Source organism: Mucilaginibacter sp. JRF (genome assembly GCF_015223065.1).
In the GTDB taxonomy this organism is placed as follows: Bacteria; Bacteroidota; Bacteroidia; order Sphingobacteriales; family Sphingobacteriaceae; genus Mucilaginibacter.
On sequence record NZ_JADFBY010000003.1, the window covers coordinates 341,551 to 366,955 of the forward strand.

Below are 25,405 nucleotides of genomic sequence, written 5' to 3' on the forward strand. Positions count from 1 at the left end.
ACATCCTGTAGCACGTTCGCTAAGCCTGTTGAGGGGCATATTGTAAGTTATGAAGATCAGATATATTATTTACACCCTGCTGGTACTGCTGGTGGGGTACCTATTGTACAACAAATTCTTTGGCGAAGGAGCTGCTAAGAACGATGCTGCCGCGGGCGGCGGAGGTAAAAGCCGCCGGGGCGGGCCGGTACCTGTAAACGTATTGCTTGCCCATGACACCACGCTGAACACCGTTATTGATATTACCGGTACCATCAGCGCTAACGAGCAGGTTAACCTGGTAGCCCAGGCATCGGGCGATGTTACGGGTATTTACTTTAACGAGGGCAGCCGTGTAAAAAAAGGCCAGTTGCTGGTTAAAATATACAATCGGGATCTTCAGGCATCCTTAGCCCAAAACGAATACAATGTAGCGCTGGCCAAAGAGAATGAGGACCGCAACCGCCAGTTGCTGGAGAAGGAAGCCATCAGCAAGCAGGAGTACCAAACCTCGCTGGCATCATACAATGCATTAAAGGCGCAAAGTGATGCCGTTAAGGCGCAAATAACCCGTACCGAGGTACGCGCACCATTTTCGGGCACTATTGGTTTGCGTAATATTAGTCCGGGTGGGTATATATCACCGCAAACGCCTATCGCTACGCTGGTAAATATCGATCCGGCTAAGCTTACCTTTTCGGTGCCTGAAAAATACCTTTCGCTGGTTAAGGCAGGCGGTAAAATCAATTTTACTACCGAGAGTTCATCAAAAAAATTCAGCGCTACGGTGTATGCCATTGAACCATCGGTTGATGTTAACTCGCGTACCATTACCGTACGTGCCCGTGCCGCTAACCCGGATGGTGCATTAACCGCGGGCAGCTTTGCCAAAATAAGCCTCGCTCTCGACCAGATACCTAAAACCATTATGGTGCCTACGCAAAGCGTTATCCCCGATATAAAAACCAATTATGTTTTTGTGGTTGATAGCGGCATGGCCGTACAGCGCGAAGTAAAAACCGGTTTGCGTACCGATACGCAGATAGAGATAACCGATGGTTTAAAGAACGGCGATAGCGTGATCATATCGGGCATAATACAGTTAAGGCAAAAAGCGCCGGTTAAAATACAAAAGGTGAGCAGGAAATGAGTTTATCGTCGGTAAGTATAAAAAGGCCCGTACTGGCGGCTGTAATGTCGGTAACCATTGTGATATTCGGTATTGTAGGGTACCGCTATTTGGGCGTGCGCGATTTCCCTTCGGTTGATCCGCCTATCATCTCAGTATCTACGTCCTACTCGGGCGCCAACTCGGATGTTATTGAATCGCAGATCACCGAGCCGCTCGAAAAGGCTATTAACGGTGTGCAAGGCATCCGTAATATATCGTCAACCAGTTCGGTAGGTTCAAGCAATATAACGGTCGAATTCGATCTGGATGCCGACCTGGAAACCGCTGCCAATGATGTGCGCGATAAGGTATCGCAAGCGCAACGCCAGCTACCGCAGGATATTAATGCCCCGCCGGTGGTTACCAAGGCCGATGCCAATGCCGATAACATTATAACCCTGATCGTTAGCAGTAACACGCGTAACATTATGCAGATAAATGATTACGCCGAGAACGATTTGCAGGAAGCCCTGCAAACCATACCCGGCGTAAGCTCCATTAACCTGTTAGGGCAACGCCAGTACGCCATGCGTTTATGGATCGATCCGAATAAGTTAACCGCCATGGGCCTTGCCGCTACCGATATAAGCGCCGCCCTTGCGCAGGAAAACGTGGAACTGCCCGCCGGTAAACTGGAGGGTAACAATACCGAGGTTACCATACGCGCCATAGGCAAGCTGCGCACGCAGGATGATTTTAATAACATGATCATCCGCAGTGATAGCAATAAGGTTATCCGCCTGCGCGATATTGGCTACGCCGTATTAGGCTCGGCCAATGAGCAAACCGCCCTTAAAGAGGATGGCGTGCCTAAAGTGGGTTTGGGTTTGGTACCACAACCGGGTGCCAACTATGTAGAGATAGCCGACGAGTTTTACCGCCGCCTGGAGCAGATCAAGAAAGATGTACCACCCGATATTCAGCTTAAGGTGACAATGGATAATACCAAATTCATCAAGCAATCCATCAAAGAGGTGGAGGAAACGCTGATCCTGTCGTTCGTACTGGTGGTTATCATTATCTACCTTTTCTTCCGCGACTGGCTGATCGCTTTCCGTCCGCTGATAGATATACCGGTATCACTTATCGGTACATTCTTTATCATGTACACACTGGGCTACTCGGTGAATATACTTACCCTGTTGGGTATTGTACTGGCAACCGGTTTGGTGGTTGATGATGGTATTGTGGTAACCGAAAACATCTTCAAAAAAATAGAAGAAGGCATGCCCGTGCGTAAGGCCGCGTTTGAGGGTTCGGCGGAGATATTGTTCGCTGTAATATCAACCTCAATTACCCTGGCCGCGGTGTTCTTGCCTATTATATTTCTGCAAGGTTTTACCGGTCGTTTGTTCCGCGAATTCGCGGTAGTGGTAGCCTGCGCGGTGTTGATATCGGCCTTTGTATCACTATCATTAACGCCGATGCTAAGCGTTATCATGATACGTAAGGATCAAAAAAAATCAAACTTCTACCTAAAAACGGAGCCTTTCTTTGTAAAGATGACCAGCGGCTATACCGAAACGCTTATCAACTTTATGAAGCGCAAATGGGTAGCTGTTGCTATCCTGGTGGTATCAGTAGGTATAGCAGTATTCTTTTTTACCTCAAAAACCATCCCGTCAGAATTAGCTCCGCTGGATGACCGAAGCATGCTGCGCTATAGCGTTACCGGCGTTGAGGGTGCTACTTACGAGTACATGACCCATTATATGGATGAGGTTGCCCAACTGATAACCGACTCGATACCCGAAGCTAATGTAAACCTCGAGATCATTTCGCCATCGCGCGGTGGCGCGGGGGCGGCCAACTCAGGTTTTGGGCGCATAGGCTTGGTATTGCCCAATGAACGCTCGCGCTCGCAACAGGAAATTGCCGACTGGCTAAATGCCAAACTGGCCAAAATGCCTGATGCTCGCGCCCTGGTATCGCAGGAGCAAACCATAAGCGGCGGCGGTAGCGGTGCCCGCAATTCGTTGCCTGTACAATATGTTATCCAAAACCAGGATTTTGAGAAGATACGCAAGGTGCTGCCTGACTTTTTTAGCGAGGTACAGCGTAGCCCTATATTCCAGGGAACGGATGTTAACCTGAAATTCACCAAACCCGAAATACGTGTTACTACCGATCGTGATCGTGCCCGCGATTTGGGTGTATCGGTTGCCGATATAGCGCAAACCTTGCAGCTTTATTATAGCGCCGGCAGGCTCGATTATTTTTTGATGAACGGCAAGCAATACGAGATCATAGCCCAGGTTGACCGCGCCAACCGCGACCAGCCGCTGGATATGAAATCGATATACGTTCGCGGTACGCGCGGCAATCTGGTACAGTTGGATAACGTGGTAAACGTGGCCGAAAGCTCGGCACCACCGGCTATGTATCACTTTAACCGCTATAAATCGGCAACGGTACAGGCGGGTTTAGCGCCGGGTAAAACCATTGGCGATGGTTTGGAAGAAATGGATCGCATCGCCAAAAAATATCTCGATCCATCGTTCAGCACGGCACTTTCAGGTCCGTCAAGAGATTATGCCGAGGGTGGTTCGGGTATTATGTTCGCGTTCGGTTTCGCGCTTGTGCTTATTTACCTGGTGCTTGCAGCGCAGTTCGAGAGCTTCCTTGATCCGCTTATTGTAATGTTCACCGTGCCTATGGCATTGGCCGGGGCTATGCTTTGTTTGTGGTTGTTCAACCAAACGTACAACATTTTCGGGCAGATAGGTATCATCACCTTGGTCGGTTTGGTTACCAAAAACGGCATCCTGATAGTAGAGTTCGCCAATCAGCGCATGGAGCATGGCTTATCCAAATACGAGGCCATAGTTGAGGCGGCAACCTCACGCCTGCGCCCTATTTTAATGACGAGCCTTGCCGTGGTACTAGGTGTAGTACCCATTGCCTTCGCGTTAGGCGCGGGCGCTAAAAGCCGTGTATCGCTGGGTATAGTAATTATGGGTGGTATGCTGTTCTCGCTTATACTTACGCTCTATGTTATCCCTACCATGTACCTGCTGATGGCGCCTAAAAAACGCCGCGACCCCGACCATGAGCCTGAAGAAGAAGAACCAATACATCAACCTAAACTGATAGAGAACCTGTAATGATAACGATGAAGAGATTAGGCATATTTGTATTATTTATACTGTGCGCAGGCAGGTTATACGCGCAGCAAACGCCACAGCGGCTTACCTTGCAGGAGGCGGTTGAAACAGCGTTGAAGAATAACTTTAACATCAAGCTATCGCAAAATAACGCAACCATTGCTAAAAACAATGTAACTGTTGGCAACGCGGGCATGCTGCCTTTTGTTACCGGCGATGTTACCTCAAGCAACAGCGTACAAACCACCCGCCAAACCCGTGCCGATGGCACCATAAACAACATCAGCAATGCCCGTAATACCGGCATTACCTACGGTGTAAATCTGGATTGGACGATATTTGACGGCTTTGCCATGTTTGCCAATTATGATCAGCTAAAGGAGCTGGATAAACTTGGGCAACTGGGTTTGCGCGATACGGTGCAAAGCATGGTGGCCAATGTAATTACTACGTATTACAGCCTGATCAGCCAGGATGCGCAGATCAAGGCGCTGAATGGGGTACTGGCTACCTCGCGCACGCAGGCACGCTACGCTAACGATCGTTATAAGGTAGGCAGCGGCTCACGCTATGACCTGAACACTGCCCTGGTAAATGCCAACCTGGATACCGCCAACCTGGTTAACCAGATACAACAATTCAGGTTCACCAAGATACAGCTTAACCAGTTGCTGATGCGCGATGTGCAGACGGAGTTTGTGGTGGCCGATACTATTATTGTGGATGAAAAGCTAAAGCTTGCCGACATCATTAATCAAGCGCAGGTACAAAACCCATCCATTTTAGCCGGGCAAATCAACAAGCGTTTGGCCGAGATCAATTTGAGGCAAATAAAGGCTACCCGCTACCCGCAAATATCGGTTACATCGGGCTATACCATTAGCGATAGCAAGAACCCCGCTGGATTTGCCCGTGTGCAAAACAGCCGTGGCTTTAACTATGGCCTAACGGCATCGCTCAATATTTTTGATGGCTTTAACCAATGGCGGCGCGAGCGTAATGCCAAATTACAGATACAGAACGCCGAACTGAACTATAAGCAAACGCAGCAGGACATCGAGGCTACCATCAGCAATTTTTATATCAGCTATACATCGGGCCTTGAATTGATCAAGATAGGGCAATCAAACAAGGATCTGGCTAAACGCAACCTTGATCTATCGTTAGAGCGATACCGCCTCGGTAATATTACCCCGCTGGAGATACGCGAAGCGCAACGGGCCTACCTTGATGCGCAATCCAGATTTTCGGCAGCACAGTATCAATCAAAACTTGCGGAAGTAACTTTAAAGCAGCTAACTAATAGTATAGATATTAAATAAAAAATATAAAAGATATTATTTAAAAACACTAATTTTGAATAATGTCCGCCCCTTTCAAACTTTGCTTGCTGATAGATGACAATTACATAGATAATTTTGTCACTACCCGGATTTTGGATACCGCTAACTTTGCCGAGAAGATAGAAGTATACCAATCGCCGGCATCGGCTATTGAGGCATTGCGCGATGGCAAGGTGAAACCTGATGTGATATTTCTGGATATCCGCATGCCGTTAATGAGCGGGTTTGAGTTTTTGCAGGAGTATGATAAGCTGAATATTGATAAAAACAATATCAAGATGTACATGCTTTCTTCATCGCTTGATCCAACGGATATCCGCAAATCATCTGACAATAAATACATAACACAATTTATTCATAAGCCGCTTACCTTCCAGGTACTCGAGGATATTTGTACATGATATTAGTTGCTGATAGCGGTTCATCAAAAACGGATTGGCTGTTGGCCATTCCGGGCGAGGAACCCAAACCATTTAAAACCGACGGATTAAATCCATATTTTTTATCGGAAAAAGAGATCGTTAAGATCATTCAAAACCAATCCGGAAACTTATTGGCCTTTGCCGGCGATATCAAAGAGGTTTATTTTTTTGGCGCGGGATGCTCAAGTCCAGACAGGCACGAGATAGTATCGAACGCGCTTAGCCAGTTATTTACCGAAGCCTTTGTAAGTGTTGACAGCGATCTGCTTGGCTCCGCTTACGCCACCTGCGGCCGTGAGAAAGGCTTGTGCTGCGTATTAGGCACCGGATCGAACATATCAATATTTGACGGTACCGATATACACGAGGGCCAACATGGCCTTGGTTATGTACTGGGCGACGAAGGCTCAGGCACCGCCTTTGGTAAAGTGTTGGTTACCGATTACCTGTACGGCAATATGCCCGCCGATATACACTCGCAATTTAAGGATGCCTATAAGCTTACTAAAGAGATAGTGATAAAACAGGTGTACCGCACACCAAAAGCGAACTCGTACCTGGCATCGTTCACTAAGTTTTTGTATAACATACGCACAACTGCTTACGCGCAGGATATGATAAAACGCCTGTTGCAGGATTTTATCGACACCAACATAAAACCCTACCCGCAGCACCATCGTTATAAATGCCACTTTGTAGGTTCTATTGCCTATGTTTTTGCTGATGAGCTGAAAGCCCTGCTGGTAGCCAACAATATTAAGCCCGGCAAAATTATCAGGCAACCAATTAACGATCTGCTTGAGTTTGTGCTTATGCGCGAGCAGGAGCAGCAGGCTTGATACGCTTCCTGAATTTCAGGTTAAACACTACGTAAAATATCCCGATTATGGTTAATAAGCTTGCCGCTTTGGGCAGATAATCGCCATAAGTGGTATAAAATGTAAGGTCAGTGTTGAGATTGATATCCTGCTTAATAGCCGTTTTAACCCACCAGCCGGTATGCTGCACCACATCGCCACGCTGATTGATGAATGCCGATATACCCGTATTGGCCGACCGTGCTACCCAGCGCCTTGTTTCGATAGCCCGCAGCTTGGCATAATCCAGGTGCTGATCTTTACCCGAAGTATTTTCCCACCAGCCATCATTAGTGATAATGGCGATGAATTGCGCGCCTTTTTTAACCGATTCGGCAACGTACTCCCCCCAAATGGATTCGTAACAAATAACCGGATCGACACCGATGCCGCTTTGTGAATAAAACACACCGGCCTCATCCTGCTTACCGTAACCACCCGTGCTGCCGCCCAGATGCTCAAACACCGGCTTCAGGAAAGCCAGGAAATCGCCAAAAGGCAACTCCTCGGCACCAGGTACCAGTTTTGATTTATGGTAAACCTGTACTTCGGCCGAGTTTTCGATATTGAGCGCTGTGTTAAAGCTATCGTAGAACAGATTACCGCTTGGGTCGGCCGGGCGTGCCGATGCTGTTTTACGGGTGTTGTATAACTTATAGGTTTCAGCACCGCTAAGTACGTTACCATTTTTGTATTTGCTGATGAATTGCTGCACCTGCTCAAACACCGGGTTTCGGCGTATGCCATCCTCATCCATATCGCCAGCCAACGCGGTTTCGGGCCATATAAAAAACTCGGTATTGGGTTGAGCCAGCGAATCGGATAGTTGCATTAATATTCTTAATTGCTCAGGGCGAGGCACAGCGCCTGATTTACCATAAGGATCAATATTAGGCTGCACCACCACTATATTTGATGGATTGGCTTGCTCCACATAATTATAGTACCGGTATAACGAGAACGACAATGGCAGGATAATTACAGCTAACAAAGCGACACTTAATTTTATCCGAGCCGTTCCTTTCATATTTTCAGCAAAGCCGATATAGATCAGGAATAATAAAATATTCACCGCCCATATCCAGATGGTGCCTCCATAAACGCCGGTATACTCATACCACTGCACCCAACCGTGCGATACGGCAAAGCCATTGCCCAGCGTCATCCACGGGAAGTTCAGATCCCAGTTTTGGTGCAGGTATTCATAGCCCATCCAAAACACCACCAGCCCTATCAATGCCCTACCGCGTGATATTTTGAGGCGCAGCCGGTAATACATCCAGCAGGCTAACGACATCAGCAAAGGCCCCAGCGAATAAGGCACCATACTGATAAATATGGCCGCCACTGCCCCGGCATCCTTTAACGAGTTATATACCCAATAAATTGATAGCGTATTCCATATAAAAAAACCTATAAAGGTTGTCCAGTACAGTTTTTTGCCCTTATTAGTTTCGGTCGACTGGATGATATTCTCCATAGCCAGCAGCATAGGCACCATACCGGCAAACAGCAAAAAAGTAGTGTATGATGTAGGCGGCCAGGCCACCCAAAGTAACAGGCCCGATAATATGGATAGGAGTATGTTTTTTTTCATTTGAGATGCTACTGGTAAGTTAGCGTTTAGGTCAAATTCCGTCGTTGCTGTAAGGCACGAAGCAATCTCTTTAGGATATTCTGTAAGAAAAGCCGCTCGAGGATTGCTTCGTACCTCGCAATGACGCTTATATATTTTATTTTCCTGCCATTTCGAGCGATAACGAGAAATCCGCCTGCGTCCATAGCAATGCGCTGAGATTTCTCCTCGTTCCTCGTTCGAAATGACAAGGGGCGTTTTATCACTCTTTTCTTATCACCTGTCATTTCGAGCGGTAGCGAGAAATCTGTCTGCGTCCATAGCAATGCGCTGAGATTTCTCCTCGTTCCTCGTTCGAAATGACAAGGAATTTAGTTTTAGGTGGGGCGTTACTCCCTCCCCTTAACACATATTACAAACTCACCTTTTACGGGGTGGGTTTCAAAATGTGTCTTTACTTCGGTTACGGTACCGCGTACGGTTTCCTCGAACATTTTGGTCAGCTCGCGCGATACGGATATCAGCCTGTCGGCGCCAAAGTGTTCGGCCATTTCGTCTAAAGTCTTAATTAAACGGTGCGGCGACTCGTACAGTATAATGGTGCGGTCCTCCTGCGCTAAAAATTTATAGCGTGTTTGGCGGCCTTTTTTCAGTGGCAAAAAACCCTCAAAGCAAAACTTGTCAGTAGGGAAGCCTGAGTTTACCAGTGCGGGCACAAAGGCCGTAGCGCCGGGCAGGCATTCAACAGCTATATCATGTTTCAGGGCTTCGCGCACCAGGTAAAAACCCGGATCGGATATGGCGGGCGTTCCGGCATCCGAGATTAGGGCGATATTCTTTCCCTCCTTTAAAAAACGGATGATCTCGTTTGATGATTGATGCTCGTTATGCTGGTGGTGGGCAAAAACCTTTTGATGAATATCAAAATGCTTAAGCATGGGTGCCGAAGTACGGGTATCTTCGGCAAGCAGCAGGTCAGCTTCCTTAAGTACACGCAATGCCCTGAGTGTAATATCCTCAAGGTTACCTATGGGTGTGGGCACTAAAAAAAGCTTACCTGCCATGTTGCATGTGCGGCTTAGCCGGCTATGTTATGGTAAACAGCCTGTACGTCGTCGTCCTCCTCCAGTTTATCAACTATCTTAAGGGCTTCAACAGCTTGCTCCTCGGTTACATCAACAGTAGTAACCGGTATACGCTCCAACTTGGCCGATTTGGTTTCGATGCCCAGCTCCTCAAGGGTTTTCTGCATCTTACCAAAATCCTCATAAGCGGTGTGTATAACGGCAATATCCTTACCTTCTTCGTCGGCCTCCACAAACAGTTCTTCCAAACCGGCATCAATCAGTTCAAACTCCAGTTCTTCCAGATCACGGTCGCCGGGCTCAAAGGTAAATACTGATTTACGGTTGAACACAAAATCTAACGACCCGGTTTTACCCAGCGAACCGCCAAATTTGGTAAAGTAGCTGCGTACGTTGGCTACGGTACGATTGGTGTTATCGGTAGCGGTTTCAACTAATATGGCAATGCCGTGCGGGGCATAACCCTCGTATACCAGCTCATCATAATCCTTTTCATCACGGCTCGACGCGCGTTTGATAGCAGCCTCAACCCTATCCTTTGGCATGTTAACCGCCTTGGCATTTTGTACGGCAGTGCGCAGGCGCGAGTTGGTTTCAACGTTAGGGCCACCAGCCTTAACCGCCATCACAATCTCTTTACCTAAACGGGTAAACTGCACCGCCATTTTGGCCCAGCGCTTAAATTTTCTCTCTTTACGGAATTCAAATGCTCTTCCCATAGTATATATAAAAGCCTGTTGTTATACAGGAGTTTTTTGCGTGCAAATATAGTTATTTATGTGGGTTTGTATATAAACAACAAAGCCCCGGGCGCGATGCCGGGGCCTGTACAAAAATTGATCAAATTAGAAACGATATGAAACTGAAACACGGTAGTTACGCGGTGCCTCTGTTTGCCAGTAGTAGGCATTTAGCCAGCTGTAGTATGAACCACTGTACAGGTATTTGTTAAATACGTTGAATACGTTACCGGCGATGCGGATCTTGTCGCCTTCCCAAAACAGGCCTGCATCAAACTTAAAGTAATCAGGTAAACGTACGGTTGATACGCTCCAGGTATCAGTTTCGCGTTTTATCAAGCTGGTAAAACCTGCCGATACACCCGAACCTTTTAATACACCGCTTTGCAGTTTGTAGTTCAACCAACCATTAATGGTGTGTTTAGCGTAACCCGGTACTACATCACCTACGCTGATCGAGCCATCGGTAACATCGCCTACGCTGGTTACTTTTGAGCTGGTTAAAGCATAGTTAGCGGTTAAGGTAAAGCCCGGTAATATCTCGCCACGTAAATCAAACTCAATACCTTTTGAACGGCGCTGACCTAACAGCATACTCTCAGGATTAGCCGGTGTGCTGTTGGCTGTTGGTGTAGCTTCGTTGTTTTTAGTGATCTGATAAACAGCTAAGGTGGTATTCCAGTTGCCGCCAAACCAATCGCGCTTAACACCAAACTCGATGTTGCTGCCTGTAATTGGTTTTACATCGCCGCCGTTAACTAAACGAGCTGCGGCTTGTGGTATTACTGATTGATCGTAAACACCATAAAAAGATGTTTGCTTATCAGCTGATACGCTCAGACCGAAACGAGGCGTAAATTTCTTGGTGCTGATAGGGTCGCTACCGAAAGCGCTTTGCTTAACGTAGGTATAACGACCGGCAATGGTTAAACGGATCATGTTATCCAGGAAACCTAACTCATCCTGCGCATAGAAACCCGCATATTGCTGATCTTGGGTACCACCCGCGTTGATGGCGCGTGATTCAAGGTCAAGCGTACGATCCCACTCAGGGTAGCCGTTGGTTGGCGCGCCATAGTTTGGATCGGTATTCAGGAATGGAGTGCCCGGCGCATCCAGTTGATGGCTTTGCGACCAGTCGGCAAAGTATTTTTTAGTACCTACGTCAATACCACCTAATATACGGTGACGAACGGCACCGGTAGTAATATCGCCAGTTAAGGTACCACGGGCCATGGTCATTTCGCTTTTCGCATCCCAAAGGCCGGTGCTGCGGTAAACGCTATCGCCAATTACGGCGGCAGGCCACATTGATGAACCGGTTTGTGTATAGTTAAAGTATGATGCCTCAGCAGCGAATGTCCAGTTTTGGTTCAACCTATGATCCAGTTTCAGGAACAAGCTATGATCATTGATCTTAGTTGGCGCTAAGCCTGGTTGGTATTGTGTAAAATCAACCGGGTATTTAGCATACTCAGTACCAAATACGTAGAATGAACCTACGTCGCTCATGCGGGCATTTTGATAAGTATATTCGGCAGTTAACTTAGTATTTTCATCAAACTGATAAGAGATTACCGGAGCGATGCTGATACGGTTATTCTCCTCATAAGGGCGGTGCGAGCCTTTTTTCTGTCCGGCAAGATTTAAGCGGTATAGCAATTTACCATCCTTGCTCAGTTTACCATCCAGATCAAGCGTTGCGCGGTATAAACCGTAGCTGCCTGATGTAAGGCTGAATTCGCCTTTGGTTTGGCCTGTAGGCTTTTTGGTAACCACGTTGTATAAACCGGCAGGATCGCCGTTTGATACCATGAAACCGGCCGGGCCTTTAACAAACTCGATATGGTCAACAAAGCTCATATCCTCAGTTAACGGGCCCCAGTACGAGTTTACTACGTTGAAACCGTTACGGAAAGCCTGAATTTGCGAACCACGCATGGTAATGTTGGTATACATATCGCCCCAGTGCTCTAAACGTACGGCACCACTCACGTTACGTATCAAACCATCGCTCATGCTGATGATTTGCTGATCGCGGATGGCGGTGTTTGAAACTACCTGGATGTTTTGCGCAGCCTCAAGCAAAGGCTCGTTCAAACGTAATGATTGCGAAGGGTTATCGATCTTTATCTTGTTGTTCTTCTCCTTAATAACAACTTCCTGTAATTCAGAGTTGTTAACATCAAGCACAAAATCCAGAACAGTATTCTCGCCGGCTTTGATCTCTACTTGTTTTTCTTGTTTGCCAAGGTTAACTGCTGATACTATTACGGTATAAGTACCGGTTCTTAAACGGCCTATACGGTACTGGCCTTTATCATTGGTCATGTTACCGTTGCTGTGGTCTTTAACGCCTACAGATACATAAACCGCCGGGCTCCCATCGCGGGTAGTTACCGTACCACTTACTGTACCAAATTGCTGTTGAGCGAATGCTGTAGCAACGGTAAGCAGGGTAAAAATCAGGGTAAAAAGTTTTTTCATTTAATTTGGAATAAGTCTAAATCAGCCGCAAAGAAACAGAAATAATACAAATTCGTCAATATCTATTTAGAAATAATCTAAATAATGTGGCTTTTTTTAATCTCTTTCTTAATATTTATTTTTTTAAACCTTTTCATAATCAGCTTGTCATAAACGTTATTGTATAACCACGCCTATGAAAAAATACGTGAAATACATATCGGCAATTGCTGTGGCATTGCTGTTCGTTATGCCGTTATCGGCTTTTTTCAGCGCGAATAATTACGGTGCTTACGCCATAAAATTCCCGTACGCGGCAGCCGGGTTAAGCAAGCAACAAGCAGCGGCGCATTTACTAAGCAGATTTACTTATGGCGCCACGCCCGGTCAAATTGATGAGGTTGCCAACGAGGGCCTCGAAAAATGGTTTGCCGCCCAACTGGACGCCAAGTTACCCGATGATTCATTGAACCAAATGCTAAAGGCTTATGATGCTATGGAGCTTAGCAATGCCGAGGTGGTTGAGCAATACCCCAAAAACGGACAGGTATTGCGCCGTGCCGTAAAGGATGGCGCGCTGAACAAGGATTCGGTAAAAACAGACCGTAAGCAATACCGTGATGCCCTTGCCGATTATATGGAGAAGAACGGTTTGAAGCCGGAGCGTGAGCTTTTCAGGCAGTTCATCAACCAAAAGGTAATGCGGGCTGCTTATACCAACAACCAGTTGCAGGAAGTAATGACCTCGTTTTGGTTCAATCATTTTAACGTATCTATAACTAAGGGCAACTGCGCCCAATTTGTTCCCGCTTACGAGCGCGATGTGATACGACCCAACGCCCTGGGCAGTTTTGGCGATATGCTGTTAGCTACCGCACAAGCCCCGGCCATGCTTTACTACCTGGATAATTTTAGCAGTACAGGCGAAAAAGCCCCGGGCATGACCAATCAACGACCAAAACGCATGAGCGCTGATACCACCATGATGGCTACTCCCCCTAAAAAAAAGAAAGCCGGTGGCCTGAACGAGAATTACGCCCGTGAGGTAATGGAACTGCACACCCTTGGCGTTGATGGCGGCTACACCCAAAAAGATGTTACCGAGGCTGCCCGCATACTCACCGGATGGACCATCTACCCATTGGGGCAATATAATGCGCAGGCAAAAAATGCTGTTACCAAACTAAACGACCAACAGCTGGAAAGGCGCGGCTTTGTACATGAGGGTGATTTTTTATTCGCGGCCAATAAGCACGATGGCGGTACAAAAACCGTATTGGGCAAGCAATTTAAAACTAACGGATACCAGGAAGGGGTTGATTTGCTTGGTATGCTGGCCAACCACCCATCAACCGCGAAATTTATATCGCGCAAGCTGGCGGTACGTTTTGTGAGCGATAACCCACCGCAAACTTTGGTTGATAAAATGGCCAAAACATTTTTAGCCTCAAAAGGCAATATAAAACAGGTATTAATAACGATGGTGAACGCGCCTGAATTTTGGGCTAAGGATGCCGTGCGCGAAAAAACCAAATCGCCATTTGAGCTGGCTATTGGTTCGGTACGTGGATTGGATGCTACCGTAACACAACCTTACCAATTATATAACTGGATAAACAAGATGGGCGAAAAGGTGTACTACTATCAGGCGCCAACCGGCTTTCCGGATAAGGGGCAGTTTTGGATAAACACCGGATCGTTACTGAGCAGGATGAATTTCGGTTTGGCACTTACTTCGGGACGCATACCGGGCGTAAAGGTTAATCTGAAAGCATTGAATAATAACCACGAGCCAGAAAGCGCTAAGGCCGCGTTAGCTACCTATTGTAAGCTGATACTACCCGAGCGCGATCCGGCAGCAACCATAAAACGGTTAACCCCATTACTTAACGACCCGCAGCTGGTTGAAAAGGTAAACAATGCATCGGCCAAAGTAGCGCCCAAAACTACGGATGCTATTACCGGTGCCGACAGCACCATTCGCCGCGAAACAAAGAAACAAAACCGTGCCGCCATGCAGGCCAATAACAACAGTGCTATGCTGGCACAGGTTGCAGGTATAATTATAGGTTCGCCCGAGTACCAGCGGCGATAAATTACAAGGAGAATTAACTATGCTTACACGCAGAGGATTTTTAAAGGCAGGCGGCCTATCGTTATTTGGTGTTGGCCTGATGGGTGGCATACCGGCATTTATAGCCGAAGCCGCCGCCAGCGAAAAGCGATCGAGATTATACAAAGGCAAGAAAACGCTGGTATGCATATTTCAGCGTGGGGCGATGGATGGCTTGATGGCAGTTACGCCTTTTACCGATGAATATTTGAAAAAGGCACGCCCAAGCCTGTTTATGTCGGCCGCCAAAAATGGTGGCAATGGTGCCTTGATCGATCTGGATGGTCATTTTGGGTTGCACCCTGCCATGCGGGGTTTTGAACGCGCCTTTCGTGATAAGCAGCTGGCCATTGTACATGGCATAGGTTCGCCCAATACCACCCGCTCGCATTTTGACGCGCAGGATTATATGGAATCGGGCACGCCATTCAGCAAAAGCACATCCAGTGGCTGGCTTAACCGTGCCGCGGGTTTGTTGGGACATGATGCCGCAACGCCCTTTACCGCCGTGAGCCTTACCTCGGCCATGCCACGCTCATTTTATGGCGATAACCCGGCATTAGCCATCAGCAGCTTGCAGGATTTTGCCATACAGATGCGCGGTAACCCGGCTGGCGCTAACCTTGCCGCGAAAAGTTTTGAGGATCTGTACGATCAAACCGCATCGGGGTTGTTGCAGCAAACCGGTCGCGAAAGTTTTGAGGCCGTTAAGATGTTGCAAAAAACCGATGTAAAGAATTATAAACCGGCTAACGGGGTAAACTATCCTAACTCGGCATTGGGCAATTCGCTTAAACAAATAGCCCAGCTTATTAAAATGAATGTGGGTTTGGAGATAGCCTTTGCCGAATCGAACGGTTGGGATACCCACTTTAATCAGGGCACTGCCAACGGCGTTTTTGCCCGCAACGTTACTGATCTGAGCGAAAGCATCATGGCCTTTTGGCATGACCTGGGCACCTTGCAGGATGATGTAGTAGTAATGAGCATGACCGAGTTTGGCCGCACTGTACACGAGAATGGTACCGGTGGCACCGACCACGGCCGTGCATCATGCAACTTTATTTTGGGCAATGATGTGGCAGGCGGTAAAGTACATGGTAAGTTAGATATGCTGGCTGTTGAGAATTTAGAGGATGGCCGCGACCTTGCCGTAACTACCGACTTCCGCAGCGTATTTAGTGAGGTTGTCGATAAACATTTACTACTAAAGAACGACAAGATATTATTCCCGGATTGGAAAGGCCGCGGTATTGGGGTGATGAATGCTTAATTAACCAGCTGTTTGGCAGGCTTTCTAAAAACAAGTATCAATACACTGATCACTAATAAGCCGGACAGCACTATCGATAATATTTTATACTGATCGAGCTTTTGCGATGATTGATCGTGACGTTTCTTTCGGAGTTCATCAATCTCGTCGTACAGTTTGATCTTACTTTCTGCTAACTGAAGTTCCCGGCTCAATTTTAATTCGTTCTTACTTGGGGATTTAGTGCCCGGCGCAGGAAATGTTAAAGCCCCATCTTTTGCTACTACAATAAACGGATTAGAGAAGCTTCGGCTCAATGAACAAGGCATTATCGAATAAACATTATCAGCTTTTTTAATTGCGTATACCAACCAACGCTCGCCGGCATGCATTGGCGAGGTGCAGGAGTTTTCTTCCACAATGACACTATCAGGCAAATCACCCTTTAATGCTTCAATTACTTTAGTAACTATACCACTTGCTGATGCTTTTAATGCATCACCAATAAAAATCACGCCAGCTTTATTGTAATCCTTAAGCTTAGCTTGCGCATAATTTCGTTCGTAACAATCGCATGCGAAACCATAATTTGTACCTGTAAGCACAAGCAGCAAACACAGTAATAATCTAAAATTCATTGTCGCTAATATCAGCTATTTTATGCTCTTAATGTATGCTGTTTTATCAAATCGAGGATAGCATTCAACTTATTATTGCTCAATATTTTACTCGTTTTAGCGGCAACAAACAACCATAAAGCAACAATATATAGTGTACTTTAAACAATAACTTGTAAAAATTGCGTTATTGAAAGTATAAGCTGCTTTTTTGCCTTATATTTAGGCCGGAAAATGAAATGGTTCGCTAAATTATTTCTTCCCCTTATTCTGATTCTGTGTTGCGATAGCGCTTTTACAGCCAATGCGTTTCAGGACAGCCCTTTCTTTGCCCAAAATACGCTGCAACAGGATGAGTTATTAGCAAAAAAACTTCACCTCGATCTTAAGCATTCCAAAACACTCAGCCATAAGCATAAGCCCAAAAGGCACAACCGCGCTATTGCCGAGGAATTGCAGGATGAGGGCAACGAAACATCATTCCACAAAAAACAGCTGGACAAAAACGGCTTATTCGCCATTTTTTTCAATGCCCACCCTATCAGGGGTCAATTAGCCACCACTAATACTGCCATACTAAACAGCAGTTACCAGGTATATCATACTTACCACAATAAATTATACCGTACGTTACGGGTATTCCGCATTTGATATCTTCTTTTAATGGCGTGGTAGATCTATACTGTCGCCTGTAATAATTCCCTGCATTTTTAATGTTGCAGCCGCAGCATAATGCGCTTCGCGTGTCACTGTTTTTTTAAAAACATACCGCCCACACATTATCAACACAATACCTGTCAAGGGTCATTAAAAATTATTATGAAGATAAAACTCGTAGCTACGGGCTTATGCATACTTTTGGGTTATACCGCCTGTAACTCTCACAAAGAACAAAAAGAAGAAGAGGCCAAATTGCTTGTCACCAGTCCCATTAAACTTGATACCTCCATTACCAACCAATACGTTTGCCAAATACGCTCAATACGCCATATTGAGTTAAGGGCGCAGGAACGTGGTTACCTGGAGAAAAGCCTGGTTGATGAAGGCCAATTCGTTAAAAAAGGACAAGTACTGTTCCAGATAATGCCTAAGCTTTACAGCGCTGAGCTTGAAAAAGCACAATCAGAAGTTGATTTTGAGCAGATAGAATATCAAAACACCAAAAAGCTTCGCGACAGCAACATTGTAGCGCCAAATGAGCTGGCCATGGCCAAAGCCAAACTTAACAAGGCCAAAGCCGAATTATCATTAACAAAAGTTCACCTGCAATTTACCGAGATCAGGGCGCCGTTTGATGGTATTATTGACCGCCTGCAAGTACGCCCCGGTAGCTTGGTTGACGAAGGTGACCTGCTGACCACCCTTGCCGATAACAGCAAGATGTGGGTATACTATAACGTACCCGAGGCCGAATACCTGGATTACAAAACAGCCGCCAACGGCAGCAAACCATCAGTAAACCTGTTGATGGCTAATCACGAAGTATTTAAATACCCCGGCATTGTTGAAACCATTGAGGCCGATTTTGATAACGAAACCGGTAACATTCCGTTCAGGGCTACATTCCCTAACCCGGATGGCCTGTTAAGATACGGCGAAACCGGCAACGTAATGATGAAGGTGCCGCTTAAGGGTGCTATCATCATCCCGCAAAAAGCTACCTACGAGGTGCTTGAGAAAAAATATGTTTACGTGGTTGATAAAAACGACCGTGTGCAAGCCCGCGAAATTACTATAGGTGCAGATATGGACGACCTGTACGAAATACGCTCCGGCCTTTCCCCTAATGATAAGATACTGCTTGAGGGTTTGCGCAAGGTTAAAAACAATGATAAGATAGCATACAATTTTGTTGCACTCAAATCTATCCTTTCTCAGCTAAGGCTACCGGCCGAATAGTTATCCACTTAAACTGATAAATATGTTTAATAAATTTATTCAGAGGCCGGTACTGGCAATAGTACTGTCCCTGGTTATTATATTTATGGGTGGACTGGCTATTGAAACATTGCCAATTTCGCAGTTCCCATCCATTGCCCCGCCTATGGTGGTGGTAAACGTTGCCTACCCGGGCGCGAGTGCCGATGTATTGGTTAACTCGGTACTGATACCGATGGAAAAAGCCATTAACGGTGCCCCCGGCATGAAGTACATGACATCTGACGCTACCAGCGCCGGTGAGGCTACCATACAGGTAGTATTCGACCTGTCAGTCGACCCCAACCAGGCCGTAGTGAACGTAAAAAACCGTATTGAACAGGTAACCAACAGGCTGCCCGAGCTGGTACAGCGCGAGGGTTTGGTGGTAAGCTATACATCGCCAAACATGCTGATGTATGTTAACCTCTACAGTAAGGACCCCAAAGCCAACGAGAACTTTTTGTACAACTTTGCGGGTGTAAATATTATTAATGAGCTAAGCCGCCTTAACGGTGTGGGTAGCGCCAAAATTTTGGGTAGCCGCCAGTATGCCATGCGTGTTTGGCTTAAGCCCGACCGTATGCGCGCCTACAACGTATCAACCGAGGAGGTGATGGAGGCGTTGAAGGAGCAAAGCATCATCGGTTCGCCGGGCAGGCTGGGACAAAGTACCGGTAAGCGCTCGCAATCGTTGGAGTATGTGCTTACCTACAAAGGCCGCTACAACCAGCCCGAGGAATATAAAAATGTGATCATCAGGGCCAATAAGGAGGGTGAGATACTTTACCTGAAAGATGTGGCCGATGTAGAGCTGGGTAGTGAGTTTTACGATATCTACTCGAACATGGATGGCCACCCATCAGCGGCTATCACCCTTAAGCAAACCTACGGCAGTAACGCCAGCGATGTAATTAAGGAGGTTAAGGAAAAGCTGGAGGAGATCAAGAAAACATCTTTCCCGCCGGGGATGGATTACCAGATCAGTTATGACGTATCGAGCTTTCTTGATGCATCAATGGAAAAGGTAATACACACCCTGGTTGAGGCCTTTATACTGGTGGCCATTGTGGTATTCCTGTTTTTGGGCGATTGGCGGTCAACGCTGATACCTACACTGGCTGTACCGGTATCATTGATTGGCGCGTTCTTCTTTATGCAGCTGTTCGGGCTAACCATTAACCTGATCACGCTGTTCGCGCTGGTATTGGCCATTGGTATTGTGGTGGATAACGCCATTGTGGTGGTCGAGGCCGTGCACGCTAAGATGGCCGAGGAACACCTGTCGCCTTTCAAGGCAACCAAGCAGGTATTGCAGGAGATCAGCGGGGCTATCATCGCCATTACCTTCCTGATGACGGCGGTGTTCGTTCCGGTAGCCTTTATGAGCGGGCCGGTGGGTATATTCTACCGCCAGTTCTCTATCACCATGGCAACATCCATCGTAATATCGGGTTTGGTGGCATTAACGCTTACGCCGGTACTATGTGCCATGATATTGAAGAACACCCACGGGCAGCCACGCAAAAAAACCATTATCAACCGCATTATTGATGGCTTTAACAGATGGTTTGACCGCGTTACCGACAGCTATACCGGCCTGCTGCGTACTATTGTAAGCAAGCGCGTGGTAACCTTTACCATGCTGATAGCATTTTGTGCCGGCATATACATTATATCGCAACTGCTGCCATCGGGCTTTATACCTAATGAGGATCAAGGGCAGGTATATGCCATTATTCAAACCCCTCCGGGATCAACCCTTGAGCGTACCAATGATGTATCGCGCCAGCTGCAAAAAATTGCCGAGCATGTTGAAGGCGTACAGTCGGTATCGGCATTGGCGGGTTATGAGGTACTCACCGAGGGTCGTGGATCGAACGCGGGTACTTGTTTGATCAACCTGAAAGAATGGTCAGAACGTGATCATTCGGCCAAAGAGATCATCGAGGAACTGGAAGAAAAAGCACGTGTTATACCGGGCGCCACCATCGAGTTCTTTGAACCACCGGCAGTACCGGGCTACGGCGCGGCGGGCGGTTTCTCATTACGTTTATTGGATAAAACCAACTCCGGCAATTACGAATCATTCGGTAAAGTGAATGATGAGTTTATGGCCGCGCTTAAAAAACGTAAGGAGCTTACCGGTCTGTTCACTTTCTTCGCGGCCAACTATCCGCAATACGATATTGAGATAGACAACAAAGCAGCCATGCAAAAAGGCGTAACCATTGCCACGGCGATGGATAACCTTTCTATACTGATAGGTAGTACTTATGAGCAGGGCTTCATCAGGTTCGGTAACTTCTTTAAGGTGTATGTACAATCATCACCCGAGTATCGTGCCTTACCGGAGGATTTGCTGAAACTGTATGTTAAGAACAACCGCGACGAGATGGTGCCTTACTCTGCCTTTATGAAGATCAAAAAGAAACAGGGTTTGAACGAGATCACGAGGTTTAACATGTACACCGCATCGGCCATTAACGGTGCGCCAGCCGCGGGTTACAGTAGCGGCGAGGCCATCAAGGTTATACAGGAAGTTGCCAAAAACACCCTGCCTAACGGTTACGATATCGACTGGCTGGGTCTGTCAAAAGATGAGGTTGGCCGTGGTAACGAAGCTGTTTACATCTTCCTGGTGGTATTGGTGTTCGTTTACTTCGTGTTAGCCGCGCAGTACGAGAGCTTTATCATCCCGCTATCGGTTATCCTGTCATTACCTGTAGGTGTGTTCGGTGCCTTTGCCTTGCTTAAATGTATGGGTTTGGCGAATGACATTTACGCGCAGGTAGGTTTGGTAATGCTTGTGGGCTTGCTGGGTAAAAACGCGGTACTGATAGTAGAGTTCGCGGTGCAAAAACATCAGCAGGGAGTAACGGTACTTGAGGCCGCCATTGAGGGTGCCAGGGTACGTTTCCGCCCGATATTGATGACATCCTTCGCGTTCATTGCCGGTTTGATACCGCTGTTGTTCGCCACAGGGCCGGGTGCCTTGGGTAACCGTACCATTGGCGCGTCATCAGCCGGGGGTATGCTTTTGGGTACCGTGTTCGGTGTAATTATAGTACCGGGCTTGTACTACATTTTTGGCAGCATGGCCGAAGGTCGTAAAATGATACGCGATGAGGACGAGGTGCCATTAACCGAGGACTTTACCCATACCCGCAAAAAGAAGAAAAAATTATGGTTCATTAAATCAAACAATGAGCCGTCATTAACCAACACAAATCATGACAATGACTAAAAGCACAATATATAAATGTTTAGCGGTGGCCTGCTTGTCGTTAGTTTATGAGGCCTGCAAAATACCTGATCTGGTACAACGCACCGAGAACAAGGCCGTGCCTGAAAATTTCGGCGCCACAACTCCGGCTGATTCTGTTAGCAGTGCTAAAGCCACCTGGACCACGTTTTTTAATGACCAGTATTTAAGCGCGCTTATTGATACCGCTTTAAAAAACAACCAGGAGCTTAACGTAATGCTTCAGGATATTGAGATAGATAAGAATGAGATACGTGCACGCAAGGGTGAATACCTGCCCTTCATAGGCCTTAAGGCCGGCGCGGGTGTTGATAAGGTTGGCCGTTACACCAGCAAGGGTGCCAATGATGCCACTACCGATATTAAGCCCGGCAAGGAAATGCCCGAACCGCTGCCCGATTACCTGGTAGCGGCCTATGCCACCTGGGAGCTGGATATTTGGCACAAGCTACACAACGCCAAAAAGGCCGCGGTAGCCCGCTACCTGGCAACTGTTGAAGGCCGTAATTTCATGGTGACCAACCTGATCGCCGAAATAGCTAATTCCTATTACGAGTTATTGGCTTTGGATAATCAGTTGGCTATTGTGAAGCAGAATATTGATATACAAACCAATGCCTTAAAGGTGGTGCGTATACAAAAAGAGGCCGCACGTGTTAACGAGCTGGCTGTACGCCGTTTTGAGGCACAGGTACTAAGTACCCGCAGCCTGCAATACAACATACAGCAGCAAATTGTTGAAACCGAAAACAAGATCAACTTTTTGTTAGGCCGATACCCGCAACCTATAGCGCGTAGTACCGAGGGCTTTGAAACCCTTACCCCTGTACCTGTACAGGCCGGTTTACCTGCCCAGTTGTTAGCCAATCGCCCAGACATTCGTCAGGCTGAGCTGGCGTTGGCAGCGGCCAAGCTGGATGTAAAGGTAGCCAAGGCGAGGTTCTATCCGTCGTTAGGTATATCGGCATCAATAGGTTACAACGCGTTCAGCCCATCGTACTTGTTGCACACGCCTGAATCATTGTTGTATTCAGTAGGTGGCGACCTGATGGCTCCGCTGATCAACCGTAACGCCATACGTGCCGATTACAACAGCGCCAGCGCCAAGCAGCTGCAAGCTATTTTTAATTACGAGCGTATAGTATTGAACGCTTACATTGAGGTAGCCAACCAGCTTTCAAAAATGGGCAATCTGGAAAAAAGCTACGACCTGAAATCGCAACAGGTGCAAAAGCTTACCCAGTCGGTTAATATCTCTAACGAGTTATTCCGATCAACCCGTGCCGACTACATGGAAGTATTGATGACCCAGCGCGATGCCCTCGAAGCACGCTTTGAGCTGATAGAAACCAAAAAGCAGCAAATAAATGCCCGCATTAATGCCTACCAGGCATTAGGCGGCGGATGGCAGCAATAAGCCATCCCGAAAGCATAAATAACCGAAAGGCCCTGTGATATACTACAGGGCCTTTACTTTTATATACACCTTAACCAAACACTTCTTAATATAACTTATCTATCTTAACCACCGTAAACTCGGTACGCCGGTTAAGTTGCCTGCCTTCGGGATTGTCCTTTCCATCGGGCAAAGTATTGGGCGCGATAGGTTTCCGTTCCCCATATCCTTTGGCGTAGATACGATCACTGCCTATACCTTCGGATATAATGTATTCCACGCATGATTGCGCACGGGCTAATGATAGCTTCTCGTTATACTCATCCGTCCCCTGCGAGTCGGTATGCGCGGCAAGCTCAATATGTATAGCCGGGTTTTCCCTTAGCAGAGCGATCAGCTCATTCAGCACCACTTTTGATTCGGGCCTGAGCGTAGCCTCATTAAAATCGTACAGAATATTACGTATAGGCACCGGCTTGTTCAACACAAAGGCCTGCATACAAAAATCAGCGTTCAACAAGCTATCAGCACTTCCACTACCTGATGCCGTTACGGGGATCAGTTTGGTAAAATAACCCGGCTTTTCAAGCTTGATGGTGTAGGCCCGCTGACTGGTCAGCATAAATGAATAACCTGCCGAGGCAGGGGTTACCACATCCTTATATACCAGTTTTGATACCGAATCCATAAAACTGATCTTAACGCCACCTAAAGGTTTTTGGCTGCTGCAATCCTTTACCGTACCGGCTATCATGCGGCGCTTATCGTACCCCTCAAAAATATTCATGCAACAGTCCGATTCCCTATCCGAACTAATATAGAACTTGTTGCTGTTGCCATCCTCCGGGAAATAATACAGATCATCCTTAGCCGAGTTGAACGGGTAGCCCATATTTTGCGGTGCCGACCATTTGCCATCAATATCAAAGCTTTCAAAAAAATCATATCCACCCAGGCCAACAAAACCTTTTGTGCTGTAGATGAGTCTTTTCGTTTTTACATCATAATACGGCGAATGATCATCAGAACTGGTATTAATAACAATACCCAGGTTAACCGCGTTTACCGGACTACCGTCGCCATTCAGATCGCTCACCCAAATATCATCCTCGCCCTGGCCTCCCGGCCTGTCCGACGCGTAGTATAGCTTTTTACCATCAGCCGTAACAAAAGGCTGAATGGCGTTATATCCATCCACATTTACATTATTGTTCAATTTTTTCGGGATGCCCCATTCTCCGTTTTGCATTTGCGCAACATATATCTGCTTTACGGTTTTAGTTCCCTCTTTATACCAGCGGGTATAATACATGCGCTGGCCGGTGGCATCAAAGGCGGGGGCGCCGTATTCCAGCTCCTTCACCTTACCTTCATCCTTTAATAGCACAACTTCGGGCTTAACAACACCGTTGCCGGCCATGTAAATACGGTTAACACGCTTTTTATCACCATCAACCGGGCGCGATGATGTGAACCAGTAATTACCATTATTCTTTACCACGGTATAGTCTGATCCATCGCCCGAGTTCCAGTCGCCGGTTTTCTTGGTAATATCAAAAAGCCCTGGATATTGATGCTGTTCCTTAGCGAAACGGCAGTTGGCAATTTCCTTATCAGCGATAGAAACATTGGCATTATCGCCTTTGTATGCTGCCTTAAATTGTTCCAATTGTATAATGGCCTCATCGTATTTTTGCGTGGCACGCTGGCATACGCCGTACCACAGGCGGGCTAAGGGATACTCCTTTTCATTACCCTCATCAAGCACCTTTTTATACCAGCCCTCGGCCTCAATGTAGTTTTCATATAACCGGTACGATTCGGCCAGTTGGTATGATAAGTAAGCCCTGCTTTTGCCATCCTTGTTTTCCTTTTCCTTATCACCGGCATCTGCCGCCTGGTAAGGCATAGCTACATCGCCGGTTAACTTTATACCTTCGGCAGCCTTGAGATAATAATGGGCGGCCTCATAATAATCCTGATTACGAAAAGCCTTATCACCCAGTGTTACATTATTATTTCTGCCGCCAAACTGGGCTTTTGCCGAGCAGAATAAACCGGTAAAAAATATCAGTAGTAATATCTTTTTCATACAATGCAGG

17 protein-coding genes are annotated in these 25,405 nt (G+C 46.9%); 11 read left to right on the top strand and 6 right to left on the bottom strand.

Annotated features, from left to right (window positions below):
- The first annotated feature begins 49 nt into the window (after positions 1-49).
- The 5 genes from IM792_RS10255 to IM792_RS10275 are packed head-to-tail and all read left to right on the top strand — an operon-like array spanning position 50 to position 6,858.
- Positions 50-1,129, top strand: a complete 1,080-nt coding sequence (locus IM792_RS10255) for an efflux RND transporter periplasmic adaptor subunit (protein ID WP_194101751.1) — start codon at positions 50-52, stop codon at positions 1,127-1,129.
- A complete protein-coding gene (locus tag IM792_RS10260; RefSeq protein WP_194101752.1) occupies positions 1,126-4,254 on the top strand; it encodes an efflux RND transporter permease subunit in 3,129 nt (1,042 codons plus the stop codon). The genes IM792_RS10255 and IM792_RS10260 overlap by 4 nt, the downstream gene beginning before the upstream one ends.
- Before the next feature lie 8 nt (positions 4,255-4,262).
- Positions 4,263-5,576, top strand: a complete 1,314-nt coding sequence (locus tag IM792_RS10265; protein WP_194101753.1) for a TolC family protein — start codon at positions 4,263-4,265, stop codon at positions 5,574-5,576.
- Between the two features lie 41 nt (positions 5,577-5,617).
- Positions 5,618-5,998: a response regulator gene (locus IM792_RS10270; protein ID WP_194101754.1), complete on the top strand. Its 381-nt coding sequence runs from the start codon at positions 5,618-5,620 to the stop codon at positions 5,996-5,998.
- A complete protein-coding gene (locus IM792_RS10275; RefSeq protein ID WP_194101755.1) occupies positions 5,995-6,858 on the top strand; it encodes an N-acetylglucosamine kinase in 864 nt (287 codons plus the stop codon). The genes IM792_RS10270 and IM792_RS10275 overlap by 4 nt, the downstream gene beginning before the upstream one ends.
- On the opposite strand, the gene lnt is transcribed toward IM792_RS10275, so the two are convergent.
- The 4 genes from lnt to IM792_RS10295 form a co-directional block, all read right to left on the bottom strand.
- Complete coding sequence (gene lnt / locus IM792_RS10280; protein ID WP_194101756.1) at positions 6,830-8,473, bottom strand: apolipoprotein N-acyltransferase; 1,644 nt, start codon at positions 8,471-8,473, stop codon at positions 6,830-6,832. The genes IM792_RS10275 and lnt overlap by 29 nt on opposite strands.
- Positions 8,474-8,841: 368 nt before the next feature.
- Positions 8,842-9,516, bottom strand: coding sequence for a 16S rRNA (cytidine(1402)-2'-O)-methyltransferase (gene rsmI, locus IM792_RS10285; RefSeq protein ID WP_194101757.1), 675 nt, complete (start codon positions 9,514-9,516; stop codon positions 8,842-8,844).
- A 14-nt stretch (positions 9,517-9,530) separates the two neighbouring features.
- Positions 9,531-10,256, bottom strand: coding sequence for a YebC/PmpR family DNA-binding transcriptional regulator (locus IM792_RS10290; protein WP_194101758.1), 726 nt, complete (start codon positions 10,254-10,256; stop codon positions 9,531-9,533).
- Positions 10,257-10,382: 126 nt separating this feature from the next.
- Positions 10,383-12,764: a TonB-dependent receptor gene (locus IM792_RS10295; RefSeq protein WP_194101759.1), complete on the bottom strand. Its 2,382-nt coding sequence runs from the start codon at positions 12,762-12,764 to the stop codon at positions 10,383-10,385.
- Between the two features lie 175 nt (positions 12,765-12,939).
- On the opposite strand from IM792_RS10295, the gene IM792_RS10300 reads away from it, so the two are divergent.
- Together IM792_RS10300 and IM792_RS10305 are read left to right on the top strand one after the other, a co-directional pair.
- Entirely contained in the window at positions 12,940-14,838 is a 1,899-nt protein-coding gene (locus IM792_RS10300; RefSeq protein ID WP_194101760.1) for a DUF1800 domain-containing protein, read from the top strand.
- 19 nt (positions 14,839-14,857) lie between these two features.
- On the top strand, positions 14,858-16,129 hold the full coding sequence (locus tag IM792_RS10305; RefSeq protein ID WP_194101761.1) for a DUF1501 domain-containing protein: 1,272 nt from the start codon (positions 14,858-14,860) through the stop codon (positions 16,127-16,129).
- Here the strand turns inward: IM792_RS10305 and IM792_RS10310 are convergent.
- The gene (locus tag IM792_RS10310) at positions 16,126-16,746 is read right to left on the bottom strand and encodes a hypothetical protein (protein ID WP_194101762.1); all 621 of its coding nucleotides are present in this window, start codon (positions 16,744-16,746) and stop codon (positions 16,126-16,128) included. The genes IM792_RS10305 and IM792_RS10310 overlap by 4 nt on opposite strands.
- A gap of 213 nt (positions 16,747-16,959) precedes the next feature.
- Between IM792_RS10310 and IM792_RS10315 the strand changes: the two genes are divergently transcribed.
- The 4 genes from IM792_RS10315 to IM792_RS10330 all read left to right on the top strand — a co-directional run bounded on the left by IM792_RS10315 (position 16,960) and on the right by IM792_RS10330 (position 23,324).
- The gene (locus IM792_RS10315; RefSeq protein ID WP_194101763.1) at positions 16,960-17,376 is read left to right on the top strand and encodes a hypothetical protein; all 417 of its coding nucleotides are present in this window, start codon (positions 16,960-16,962) and stop codon (positions 17,374-17,376) included.
- A 168-nt stretch (positions 17,377-17,544) separates the two neighbouring features.
- On the top strand, positions 17,545-18,624 hold the full coding sequence (locus tag IM792_RS10320) for an efflux RND transporter periplasmic adaptor subunit (protein WP_194101764.1): 1,080 nt from the start codon (positions 17,545-17,547) through the stop codon (positions 18,622-18,624).
- Positions 18,625-18,646: 22 nt separating this feature from the next.
- Positions 18,647-21,889, top strand: coding sequence for an efflux RND transporter permease subunit (locus IM792_RS10325; RefSeq protein WP_194101765.1), 3,243 nt, complete (start codon positions 18,647-18,649; stop codon positions 21,887-21,889).
- Positions 21,882-23,324: an efflux transporter outer membrane subunit gene (locus tag IM792_RS10330; RefSeq protein ID WP_194101766.1), complete on the top strand. Its 1,443-nt coding sequence runs from the start codon at positions 21,882-21,884 to the stop codon at positions 23,322-23,324. The genes IM792_RS10325 and IM792_RS10330 overlap by 8 nt, the downstream gene beginning before the upstream one ends.
- Positions 23,325-23,409: 85 nt before the next feature.
- Here IM792_RS10330 and IM792_RS10335 read toward each other — a convergent pair whose 3' ends face one another.
- On the bottom strand, positions 23,410-25,395 hold the full coding sequence (locus IM792_RS10335) for an OmpA family protein (protein WP_194101767.1): 1,986 nt from the start codon (positions 25,393-25,395) through the stop codon (positions 23,410-23,412).
- Between the last annotated feature and the right edge of the window lie 10 nt (positions 25,396-25,405).

Coding starts and splice junctions, on each gene's coding strand:
- IM792_RS10255 (WP_194101751.1), top strand. CDS start 50: ATGAAGATCAGATATATTATTTACACCCTGCTGGTACTGCTGGTGGGG.
- IM792_RS10260 (WP_194101752.1), top strand. CDS start 1,126: ATGAGTTTATCGTCGGTAAGTATAAAAAGGCCCGTACTGGCGGCTGTA.
- IM792_RS10265 (WP_194101753.1), top strand. CDS start 4,263: ATGAAGAGATTAGGCATATTTGTATTATTTATACTGTGCGCAGGCAGG.
- IM792_RS10270 (WP_194101754.1), top strand. CDS start 5,618: ATGTCCGCCCCTTTCAAACTTTGCTTGCTGATAGATGACAATTACATA.
- IM792_RS10275 (WP_194101755.1), top strand. CDS start 5,995: ATGATATTAGTTGCTGATAGCGGTTCATCAAAAACGGATTGGCTGTTG.
- lnt (WP_194101756.1), bottom strand. CDS start 8,473: ATGAAAAAAAACATACTCCTATCCATATTATCGGGCCTGTTACTTTGG.
- rsmI (WP_194101757.1), bottom strand. CDS start 9,516: ATGGCAGGTAAGCTTTTTTTAGTGCCCACACCCATAGGTAACCTTGAG.
- IM792_RS10290 (WP_194101758.1), bottom strand. CDS start 10,256: ATGGGAAGAGCATTTGAATTCCGTAAAGAGAGAAAATTTAAGCGCTGG.
- IM792_RS10295 (WP_194101759.1), bottom strand. CDS start 12,764: ATGAAAAAACTTTTTACCCTGATTTTTACCCTGCTTACCGTTGCTACA.
- IM792_RS10300 (WP_194101760.1), top strand. CDS start 12,940: ATGAAAAAATACGTGAAATACATATCGGCAATTGCTGTGGCATTGCTG.
- IM792_RS10305 (WP_194101761.1), top strand. CDS start 14,858: ATGCTTACACGCAGAGGATTTTTAAAGGCAGGCGGCCTATCGTTATTT.
- IM792_RS10310 (WP_194101762.1), bottom strand. CDS start 16,746: ATGAATTTTAGATTATTACTGTGTTTGCTGCTTGTGCTTACAGGTACA.
- IM792_RS10315 (WP_194101763.1), top strand. CDS start 16,960: ATGAAATGGTTCGCTAAATTATTTCTTCCCCTTATTCTGATTCTGTGT.
- IM792_RS10320 (WP_194101764.1), top strand. CDS start 17,545: ATGAAGATAAAACTCGTAGCTACGGGCTTATGCATACTTTTGGGTTAT.
- IM792_RS10325 (WP_194101765.1), top strand. CDS start 18,647: ATGTTTAATAAATTTATTCAGAGGCCGGTACTGGCAATAGTACTGTCC.
- IM792_RS10330 (WP_194101766.1), top strand. CDS start 21,882: ATGACTAAAAGCACAATATATAAATGTTTAGCGGTGGCCTGCTTGTCG.
- IM792_RS10335 (WP_194101767.1), bottom strand. CDS start 25,395: ATGAAAAAGATATTACTACTGATATTTTTTACCGGTTTATTCTGCTCG.